We start from the raw sequence: 9,834 nt of genomic DNA, 5'->3' as shown, positions 1-9,834 counted from the left end.
CTCCCCCACCCGCCCGCGCAGCTTCGAAAGGCTGAACAAGGTCTCGGCCATGGGGGCCAGCGTTGGTGCCACCCGCACCCGCGCCAGGTCGGCGGCAGTGAAGTGAATCCTGCGCATCGCATCCCCCAGGTGCGCGTCGGCATCGCAGTCGGGCATGCCGCCTAGCGGTCGCACGAGGCGCTGAGCGGCACGGTTAAGCCAGGACTTACAACCCTCGCAGCATGCGATCTGTTCCTGCGACAGTGAGCGGCATCGAGTTCCGAAGAGAAAGGACGCCTATGCCGGGTTTTCGAAGTTAGGCGGGGTTGAGTTGTCCGCGCGGCGACGTCGGGTGGTGGCGTGTCCAGAATGTGTGTCCCGAGCAGCCGTTCCTAGCGCAGATCGCCCCACGAACCGCCGCAACTCCTCGCGATCGTCCACGAACAGTAACCCCTGGAAAACGAGCTGTCTCAGCTCGGCGCGGGAGAAATGGTCCTCACCGCGAAAGCGCGGTGAAAACGAAGTGAAAGAGCCCCATCAGCTGGGGCTCCTCGTAACGGCCTAACGGAAGGTTCACGTGAGAATTCAAAATCAAATCCGCACCGCGCTGATGAGCATGGCTGTCATGGCCATCGCAGCCGTCGGTACCGGTCTGGCGCCCACGCCAGCAAGTGCCGCAGCCGACGCGCCGATCACCGTGGCATCGACCTCCCAGGCAACATTGGCCGAGTCCGGCTTCACCATGGAGCCAGCGAACGTCGGAGCCCAGGCTACGGGCTACATCAGGAACAAGGCCACGAACCGATGCCTGGAGAACGCGTACGGCGGCACTGTGGGGCACGTCTTCACGGCCCCCTGCCACTACGGGTCCACCCAGACCTGGACTTGGCACACTAACCCCATATGTTGTGACACAACGTGGAAAACGATTGTCAACTTGTGGAGCCAGGAATGCCTCGACGGCAACGATAGCAACGACAGCGTCTACACACTCAGCTGCAATGGCGGCACCTACCAGAAGTGGCGGCAGGGGTCCGATGGTCGTATCGAACACGCACTGGTCTCGGGTTGGCAGTATCACAGCCTCGACAGCAACGGGGCAGGCTCGGTTTACCTGCAGCCGAACAACAGTGGCAACTACCAGAAGTGGCACTACTGAACTTCTGCTACAGTAGCGGGCGCTGAGAATCCCTACTACCCGAAAGCACAAGCGGCACCGGGTAACTGCAGGTCATCGCCGATGCTCCCGGCCGGCTCGTCTGAGCCTCACCGGCCCTGCCCGCCAGTGTCCACAATTCAACTATCGCCCGTACCCACGGCCTCATCGACGCTCTGACCAACGGCAGCGTGATGACCTTCGGCGACGAGGGCTGTCAGGGCGCCCGCAGCAGCGTGCGGACCGTTCAAGCTAGGGCGCTACGCGTACCTGACCAAGTGACCGGGCGGAGCGCCGGTAACGGATGTTGGGGATCTCGAACGGGTGAGGACCTCCCGAGCAGGTTCAAGCTGCCAGACAGCAACCTGCTCAGGGAGGTCCTCGCGCGCCCGACAGGCGAACGTTCACGCCCACAAAACGCCCGCGCGCACGACCTTCTGACTCTCGACTTGTCGTGCCCCTTCCGTGAGGGGTTCCACGGGGGTTCGTCGTCCGGGCGTCGGCGAGCAACCGCTGGCGGGTCCGCGGCGGCCGAGTCCGTCGACCGTCCGCAACGCCCCCGTCGTTAGCCCCGCGACCTGCACCGACGCGGCCCCGACCAGCGCGGCGGTTTCGAAATCGGCCCGGGCCCGCCAAGGCCGTCATCCATGCCGACAGTGCCTACCCATGCAGCGGGTCGATAGCCTCGGTTGTCTCGGTGAGTCACCCGGCCGGCTACGCCGTCGGGCCCCGTAGCGGCCCGTCGCCGTCTCGGTAGGTCGTTGCTGCGCCGCTGCTGATGTAGTAGGCGGTAGTGGCGCGTAGATGGCTCGGTCAGGCGGCTCAGGCGACGACGCCGAACCCGCCCGTCCAGGAGACCTTCTCACCGACGGCGAGGGTCAGCTGCAGGAAGCCGATCGCTTCGAGCTCGCGTGCCCGGCGCAGTCCTCCGGCGTCGATGGCGCGCAGACCGCCGGCGGTGACCACGTCGGCCAGCTGCGCCTTGGCGTCGGCGTCATCACCGGCGATCAGCACCGTGGTCGGCAGCGGGCCCACGGTACCGGCGGCGAGGGTGGCGGCGAAGGTCGTGTTGAACGCCTTGAGCACGCGTGATTGTGGCAGGGCGACGGCGAGCTCCGCAGCGGCGGAACCGTCGGCGGCGACGGTCAGCGAGTCGAACGTCTCGAAGTTGAGAGGGTTGGAAATGTCCACGACGATCTTGCCCGCGAGCTGATCCGCACGCTGGGCCACGATGTCGGCTACAGCCGCGTACGGCACGGCCAGGACCACGATGTCGCCGGTGACCGGCTTGCCGGCGTCCGAGTCGCCGAACTCCTCAACGGTGTTGCCCCCAGCGGTAACGATGCCGGCGATGGCGCGCCCCATGTTGCCGGTCCCGATGATGCTGACGTGTGCCACGGCGATCTCCTCACAGACGTTCACTGAAGATTGGTTGTACCTACAACTAAGACCATACAGGAGATCAGTTGTAGGTGCAACAATTTTGCCGGATGATGGTGCCATGGATGGGAAGTCGCTGAGTCAACAGGAGCTGGCAGCGTGGGTACGGCTCGCCACGGTACTGGAACTCCTACCCGGAGTGCTCGACTCGCAGCTGCGCAGCGACGCCGGGCTGACGCACTTCCAGTACATAGTGCTCTCGACGCTGTCTGAGGCGCCGCAGCACACCATGCGGATGACTGCGCTGGCAGCACAGACTCACGCGACACTGCCGCGCCTCTCCCACGTGGCCCAACGACTGCAAGATCTCAACCTGGTGGAGCGGTTCCCCTGCCCCGAAGACGCCCGCGCCACCAACATTCGGCTCACGGCCGCCGGCCTACAGAAGGTCCATGACAGCGCTCCGGGACACGCCGCGACCGTCCGCCACCACGTCATCGACGCCCTGACCGCCGAACAGGTACACCAACTGACCGACATCGCCACCGCTGTGCTGCGCAGGCTCGGCCCCCATGGCGCGACAGCCGCGTCGTACACCCGCTACGACCTGCCGGCCACACCCCCCCGCTGATGAACTCACTGAGCCGGCCGAGAAGCGGTGAGGTCAGCAACCCAGCACGAGCCAGAAGCGTTACTCCGGTCGCAACCGAGGACCTTGTAACGGCGCACGAGCCTGATCCGTCACGAAACTCGCCTGCTCAGCCACCTGGCACAGCGCCTGATTGCCGACGGCCTCGCCGCCGACAGTCGCCCGGTCAGGCAGTAGACGCCCTCACCGCCGCAGCCCGCTATTTTGGTGGCGTAGTTGGTTTCCCAGTTTTCGAAGCGGCGGGCGTCCGGGCGGATCTCGTACCGGTCGTCGTCGGTCCACGTCGCGGCATGCAGGTCGAGGAACGGCGGATCCAGTTGGTCGATAAGCCGGTCGGAGACGTAGAGGAAGCCGGCGCGACCAGCCCCGGCGTGCCCGCCCAGTACACCGCCGCCTACGCCGACTACCGGGCCGCCCTGGACCGTGCCGGCATGTCCGAGCACACCCGCCGCGCCTACGCCTCCCGGGTAGCCGGGTACCTACGCTGGCTGGCCGACGCCGACCTCGCCGACGGCCAGGCCGTCGGCGACCCCACCGGCGCCGACCCGCTCGCCAACGCCTGGGCCCGCGACTTCGCCGTCCGCGACTACCGGGTCTGGCTGCTGACCGTGGCCAAGAAGGCACCCAACACCGTCAACGCGCATCTGACCGCCGGCCTGCCGCCGATCCACACCGCCTCCGGCGGCGACCAGACCGGGTGACAATGGCCAGTCGCCATCCTCAGTAACACGGTCGTGGGGGGCCCTGCTATTTCGGGCGGCTGGGTGTCCATCCGTGCTGGTGCAGTCGCGCCAGTCCGTCCAGGAGGAGATCGAGCGCGAACTCGAACTCGAACTGGTCGTCGCAGCCTTGGCCGACGAGCGATCCCTCGTCGTGGGTGGCAGCCGCGGCGATTTCGGCGATGTAGGGATACCTGCCGGCCAGCTCACGCAGCATGACCGCCCGCGCCTGCGGGTCGGGGGCCGGCGCGGCGGAGAACAGTTCCTGGGTGAATCCCCACATCCGGCTCCCCAGCGCGTGCATCGCGTGGTGCACGAGATCGACGGAGAGCCCACCAGCGCGGAACATTCCGGCGAGCGAGTTCATGTAGTCGAGAACGACTGGCGTCGGGCTGGCCCGTGACTCGATGACCCGCGAGGCCCACGGGTGACGCAGGAGCACCCGGCGCGCCGAGAGGATCCGCTGCCGGACCGCGGCCTGCCAGTCGGCGCCGGTGACCGGCGGGTCGATCTCGCCGGCGACGACGTCGACCATGCCGTCGAGCAACTGCTCCTTGTTGGCCACGTGCTTGTAGAGCGCCATCGGCACCACGCCCAGCTCGTCAGCGAGCCTGCGCATGCTCAACGCGTCGATGCCGCAGTGATCGGCGAGCGCCACAGCGGCGCGCAGCACCCGGCCCCGGTTCAGCGGTGACCGACGGGGGGCGTCCATCGGCTGAGTCATCTCGCCACCTCCCGACAATCGGCCGCCGGCCGGACCGCGCTTGACCCGTGTACGCCGTACACCTTACCCTGACCGCCTGGTATACGGCGTACACCAGGCTGCGGGCTGTCGACGTGCCGGCCCTGCGGCTTCAGAGGAAGAAGGGCCCCACCGTGACCTCCTCTACACGACGAGAATGGCTCGCGCCCGCCGCGCTGCTGACGCTCAGTATCGTTCCGGTCGTTGCCGGGACCGTCCGGCTGACCGAGCTGGCCGGCAGCGCGCCGGTCGAGCCGGAGAACGCCCGGTTCTTCGCCACGCCCGAGCCCGCGGTGGTGCACATCGTGGCCGCCAGCGTCTACTGCCTGCTGGGGGCCTTCCAGTTCGCGCCCGGCCTACGTCGCCGGCGGCCCGGCTGGCACCGCGCCGCCGGGCTGGCGCTGATCCCGTGCGGAATCGCCGCGGCGCTGTCGGGTCTCTGGATGACCGTGTCCTATCCGCAGCCGCCGGGCGACGGCCCGCTCCTGACCGGATTCCGGCTGATGTTCGGGTCCGCCATGACCGGGTCCATCGCCCTCGGCTTCGCCGCGGTGCGGCGCCGGGACATCGCCAGGCACCGTGCCTGGATGATCCGCGGCTACGCGATCGGCCTGGGCGCCGGCACCCAGGCACTGACGCTCGCGCCGTGGATCCTGGCGTTCGGCGAGACCGGCGAGCTCAGCCGCGCCCTGCTGATGCTCGCCGGCTGGCTGATCAACCTTGCCGTGGCCGAACACGTCATCCGGCGGCAGAAGAGCAGGACCCGCCGGACCGCCCAACGCGCCAGGGACGTTCGGGTGAGCGCGTGAGCCGGCTGCGGCAGCGACGAAGGCACGCGGGCCCCGATTCGGCCCCGACGCGTGCACTCAGTGCGGAGTGAGCAGGTAGTCGTCGGCGTCGGCGTTCCAGGCCAGGTCGACCACCCCCGCCGTGGCCGCGGCCTTGCAGAATTGCAGGAAGCTGCGGTATCCGAGCTTCTGCTCGCTGAAGTCGGGCCGGGCCCGACGCAGCTGGTTCTTCAGACCGGAAAGCGCGACCGGGCCACCGGTCGCGGCCAGCTCCGCCACCACGGTCCGCAACAACCCGAAGGCCACCTCCCGGTCGCCGTGCTCGGGCAGCGACACCTCGGGGTCGCCCTTGGCCGGCCCCTCGGCCAACTCGACGACGTTGTGCGCGGCGAGGTGGCGTAGCAGCTCCCCGAAGGTGCGGAACCCGTAGTCGGACTCGCTGAAGGTCGGGTCCTTGCGCAACAGGGTGACCTTGAGACGGGACGCGGTGACCGCGCCGCCCGCGCCGCCCTGCAGTCCGGCCACGGTCTGCGCGACGACCACCGCGAGGGCGTCCACGTCGCGGACCCGCTCCTCCTCGGCGGCCGGTGCCCGCTCCAACTCCTGCTCGGGCTGCACGGCGGAGTCCGGCAGCCGGGCCGGCCGGCCCCGCCGGCCACGAGCCGGCGGAAGGTCGACCCCTTCGAGCCGGTCGTAGTAGAGGAACTCGTCGCACGCGGGCGGCAGCAGCGCCGAGGTGGACTTCTCCACGCCGACCCCGATCACCCGCTTGTTGAGTTCGCGGAGCTTGTGCACCAGCGGGGTGAAGTCGCTGTCGCCGGTGCAGATGACGAAGGTGGAGATGTAGCCGCGTTCGAAGGCCAACTCCACCGCGTCGACCGCCATCTTGATGTCGGCGGCGTTCTTGCGGGAGGCCCCCATCCGCTGCGGAATCTCGATCAGCTCGACATGGGAGCGGGTGAGCATCCGGCGGTCCTCGTCGAAGTACGACCAGTCCGCGTACGCCCGCCGCACCACCACCCGTCCGCGCTCGGCGAGGGCGTCGGCGATCGGGCGGAAGTCGAAGGGCCTTCCGCCGTGATGGTCGCGCGCCCCGAGGGCCAGGTTTTCGTAGTCGAGAAACAGAGCGATGCGGTCTTCTTGATCCACCTGGTCAGCGTACGCCCGACCGCGCGGCCACCGGGGTGGCGCGCGCATCGGGTCGGGGAGGGTGGTTCGGCCACCCGGAACCGGTCACGTCCCGCAGGCGATGCCGGCGCAGGTGGCATCCGTCCGGCAGGTCCTGCGGTAGGCGGTCGGGCTCAGGCCATGGATCCGCTTGAAGGCGGCGCTGAAGCCGAACGCGTCGGCGTAGCCGACCTCGTGGGCGACCGTGCCGACGGGCGTGGCGGTCCCGGTGAGCAGGTCGGCGGCCATGCTCATCCGCCACTGGGTGAGGTAGGTCAGTGGCGGCTCCCCGACCAGCCGGCCGAACCGGTCGGCCAGCGTGGTACGCGACACCCGCGCCTCGCGGGCCAGGGTGGCCAACGTCCACGATCTGCCGGGTGCGGCGTGCATCGCCCGCAGCACCGGGCCGACGACCTCGTCGTCGAACCCGCGGACCCAGCCGGGCACTCTGGCCTCCGGCTGGTCGAACCACTCCCGCAGCGTGCACACCATCAGCCAGTCGACGAGGCGGTCCCGGACGACCTGCCGCCCCGGCGGGCACGCGCCGGCCTGCGTGTCCAGGAACTCCCGCATCGACGCGCAGCCGTCGCTGTCGGGTACCACCAGCACGGGTGGCAGCACGTCGAGCAACCGCTGGGCCACGGCGGAGCGCACGTGGTACGTGCCGGTCAGCAGGATCGTGCGCTCCGCCGGGCCGGTGACCGGGGCCGACGGGGACTGGTCGGCGAGGACGACCGGTCCCGGCCCTCGCACGATCGCGGTGTCTCCCGCCCGCAGCAGCCGTGGCGGAGCGTCGCCCGCGGTGAGCCAGCCGCCGCCGCGCAGCGGCGCGCACAGCGTCAGGGACACCTCCTCGGCGAACCGCAGCGACCACGGCGGCGACAGTTCCTTGCGATCGAAGTCGGCGCCGCTCGCGCGGACGCCCCGGAGCACGTCGTCGATCGGGTCCACGCCGTTCACGATAGCGACCCGGACGATCACACATGACGGACGGACGGCGGGCCATGTGCTCCCCGGGCCGCCGCCTGTTGACTGGTCGCCATGACGGCACATGTGGATCCGATTGTGGTTCTGGGAGCGACGGGCAAGACCGGACGCCGACTGGTGCGTACCCTGCGGATGGCGGGCAGGCCCGTGCGGGCCGCGTCGCGCACCGGCGAGGTGCGTTTCGACTGGGCCGACGAGGGCTCCTGGGCGGCCGTGCTGGAGGGGGCATCGGCGCTCTATCTCATCGCGCCCGAGGACCCGACGCTGGCCCGCCCCTTCGTCCAGCGGGCCGGCGCGGCGGGAGTCCGGCGGATCGTGGCGCTGTCCGGGCGCGGGATGGACCGGATTCCCGCGGGGTTCTTCGAGGGCATGTCCGCCACCGAGCAGGCCGTGCGCGAATCGGACGTGGAGTGGACGATCATCCGCCCCAACAACTTCTGCCAGAACTTCGACGAGGATCATTGGCACACTGCGGTGCGGGCCGGCCGGTTGGCTCTGCCGATCGGGGCCGTACCCGAGCCGTTCATCGACGCCCAGGACATCGCCGACGTCGCCGCGGCACTGCTGACGACCGACGGCCACCACGGGCAGGTGTACGAGCTGTCCGGGCCTCGGGCGGTGACCTTCGGGGAGGCGGTCGCGACGATCGCGGCGGCTGCCGGCCGGCCGGTGCGGTACGAGGAACTCACCCCGCAGGCGTACCGGTCCGAGCTCCTGGCCGAGGGCGTGCCTGCGGACATCGCGGCGGATCTCGAATCGATGTTCGCCAACATGCGCGCGGGGCACATCGCCGAGCCCGTCGACGGGGTGCGTCGGCTGCTCGGCCGCGAGCCGGTCGACTTCGACCGTTACGCCGCGCGGGCGGCGGCCGCCGGCGCATGGCGGTAGGGCCAGGGTGCCGCGACGCCCCAGGCGGCCACCATCATCTTCTCAAGGATCGGGATTTTACTCCTGAATGTTGAGAAGCGGGCGGTAGCGTCACCGGCATGACGACCGCTGGGAACCGGTACACGCACGGCCATCACGAGTCCGTCCTGCGCTCGCACCGCTGGCGGACGGCGGAGAACTCGGCCGCATACCTCCTGCCGTACCTCACCGCCGGAATGTCCCTGCTCGACATCGGCAGCGGCCCCGGCACGCTGACCGCCGATCTCGCCGGCCGCGTGGCCCCGGGTCGGGTGACCGCGGCGGAACCGGACGCGGCGGTTCTCGACCTGGCGCGGCAGGAGGTGGCACGCCGACAGGTGACGACCGTGGACTTCGTCGTGGGTGACGTCCACGACCTGCGCCTGCCCGACGCCACGTTCGACGCCGTCCACGCCCACCAGGTTCTGCAACACGTCGCGGACCCGGTGCGGGCGCTGCGGGAGATGCGGCGGGTGTGCCGCCCCGGGGGCGTGGTGGCGGCCCGCGACAGCGACTACTCCGCCTTCACCTGGTTTCCGGCGGTGCCGGCCCTCGACGACTGGTTGACGCTGTACCGGCGGGTGGCCCAGGCCAACGGCGGCGAGCCCGATGCCGGACGCCGACTCCTGTCGTGGGCCCGCGCCGCCGGATTCACCGACATCACCGCCACTGCCAGCACCTGGTGCTTCGCGACACCGGCGGACCGGCAGTGGTGGGCCGGCATGTGGGCACAGCGGATCCGGGAGTCCGACATGGCGCGCCAGGCGCGGGAAACGGGCGCGGCCACGCGGGCCGACCTGGAGCGGATCGCGGACGGCTGGCTGCGGTGGGCCGACGCCGACGACGGCTGGCTGGCGATCCTGCACGGCGAGATCCTCTGCCGCGCCTGACCCGGACGAGGCGACGACGCCCCGGGCGCGTCACCCGCGTCGCTGCTCCGGTGGACCCTGGACCGGCGGGCGGTCGAGACGCCTCGCCAGCACCAGCAGCAACTCGAAGCGGACCGCCGGGTCGTCCAGGTCCGCACCGTACAGGTCGCGGAGCCGCTTGAGCCGGTAACTTACCGTCTGCGGGTGGACGAACAGCTCCGCCGAAACCTCCGCGCGCGAACCCCAGTGCCGCAACCAGCCGTACAGGGTCACCAGCAGGCTGTCCCGCTGGGCCGCGCGCAGGTGCGCCAGCGGCGCCAGTCGCCGGGCGGTCAGCACCGCCAGCGCGCCGGTCTCCCCGCGCAGGGTCAGGGTGATCAGGTGGTCGTCGACGAAGACCGGCCCCGGGTCGGGGTCGACCAGCCCGGCGGTCAGCTCGGCCAGCCGCACCGCCGCCGGCACCTGGGCCCACCCCAGCGTCGGCCCCACCAC

11 protein-coding genes and 1 pseudogene are annotated in these 9,834 nt (G+C 70.0%); 7 read left to right on the top strand and 5 right to left on the bottom strand.

Annotated elements, in window-relative coordinates; all coding sequences use genetic code 11:
- Window positions 1-604: 604 nt before the first annotated feature.
- Both E1193_RS26595 and E1193_RS33455 read left to right on the top strand, forming a co-directional pair.
- A complete protein-coding gene (locus tag E1193_RS26595) occupies window positions 605-1,138 on the top strand; it encodes a ricin-type beta-trefoil lectin domain protein (RefSeq protein ID WP_207922874.1) in 534 nt (177 codons plus the stop codon).
- Between the two features lie 37 nt (window positions 1,139-1,175).
- Window positions 1,176-1,380 (top strand): annotated as a pseudogene (locus E1193_RS33455) (transposase family protein); the annotation flags it as partial.
- 577 nt (window positions 1,381-1,957) lie between these two features.
- Here the strand turns inward: E1193_RS33455 and E1193_RS26585 are convergent.
- Window positions 1,958-2,533: an NADPH-dependent F420 reductase gene (locus E1193_RS26585; protein WP_132185919.1), complete on the bottom strand. Its 576-nt coding sequence runs from the start codon at window positions 2,531-2,533 to the stop codon at window positions 1,958-1,960.
- Between the two features lie 103 nt (window positions 2,534-2,636).
- Between E1193_RS26585 and E1193_RS26580 the strand changes: the two genes are divergently transcribed.
- Both E1193_RS26580 and E1193_RS26570 read left to right on the top strand, forming a co-directional pair.
- Window positions 2,637-3,146, top strand: a complete 510-nt coding sequence (locus E1193_RS26580; protein ID WP_132185918.1) for a MarR family transcriptional regulator — start codon at window positions 2,637-2,639, stop codon at window positions 3,144-3,146.
- Between the two features lie 308 nt (window positions 3,147-3,454).
- Window positions 3,455-3,865: a hypothetical protein gene (locus E1193_RS26570; protein WP_165945832.1), complete on the top strand. Its 411-nt coding sequence runs from the start codon at window positions 3,455-3,457 to the stop codon at window positions 3,863-3,865.
- Window positions 3,866-3,911: 46 nt separating this feature from the next.
- Here E1193_RS26570 and E1193_RS26565 read toward each other — a convergent pair whose 3' ends face one another.
- On the bottom strand, window positions 3,912-4,607 hold the full coding sequence (locus E1193_RS26565) for a TetR/AcrR family transcriptional regulator C-terminal domain-containing protein (protein ID WP_132185916.1): 696 nt from the start codon (window positions 4,605-4,607) through the stop codon (window positions 3,912-3,914).
- A 152-nt stretch (window positions 4,608-4,759) separates the two neighbouring features.
- On the opposite strand from E1193_RS26565, the gene E1193_RS26560 reads away from it, so the two are divergent.
- Complete coding sequence (locus E1193_RS26560) at window positions 4,760-5,434, top strand: DUF2306 domain-containing protein (protein WP_132185920.1); 675 nt, start codon at window positions 4,760-4,762, stop codon at window positions 5,432-5,434.
- Window positions 5,435-5,491: 57 nt separating this feature from the next.
- Here E1193_RS26560 and E1193_RS26555 read toward each other — a convergent pair whose 3' ends face one another.
- Window positions 5,492-6,562, bottom strand: coding sequence for a PIN domain-containing protein (locus E1193_RS26555; RefSeq protein ID WP_132185915.1), 1,071 nt, complete (start codon window positions 6,560-6,562; stop codon window positions 5,492-5,494).
- Between the two features lie 84 nt (window positions 6,563-6,646).
- The gene (locus E1193_RS26550; RefSeq protein ID WP_132185914.1) at window positions 6,647-7,531 is read right to left on the bottom strand and encodes an AraC family transcriptional regulator; all 885 of its coding nucleotides are present in this window, start codon (window positions 7,529-7,531) and stop codon (window positions 6,647-6,649) included.
- Between the two features lie 114 nt (window positions 7,532-7,645).
- Between E1193_RS26550 and E1193_RS26545 the strand changes: the two genes are divergently transcribed.
- Window positions 7,646-8,455, top strand: a complete 810-nt coding sequence (locus E1193_RS26545; protein ID WP_243707916.1) for an NAD(P)H-binding protein — start codon at window positions 7,646-7,648, stop codon at window positions 8,453-8,455.
- A gap of 98 nt (window positions 8,456-8,553) precedes the next feature.
- Entirely contained in the window at window positions 8,554-9,363 is an 810-nt protein-coding gene (locus E1193_RS26540) for a methyltransferase domain-containing protein (protein ID WP_132185912.1), read from the top strand.
- A gap of 30 nt (window positions 9,364-9,393) precedes the next feature.
- Here the strand turns inward: E1193_RS26540 and E1193_RS26535 are convergent.
- On the bottom strand, window positions 9,394-9,834 hold a 441-nt coding region (locus tag E1193_RS26535; protein WP_132185911.1), incomplete at its 5' end, for a helix-turn-helix domain-containing protein.

Origin of the sequence: Micromonospora sp. KC606, assembly GCF_004348675.1 — a bacterium.
In the GTDB taxonomy this organism is placed as follows: domain Bacteria; phylum Actinomycetota; class Actinomycetes; order Mycobacteriales; family Micromonosporaceae; genus Micromonospora.
The sequence above is the reverse complement of the archived record's forward strand: the minus strand, read 5'-3'. Positions and strand labels throughout refer to the sequence as shown.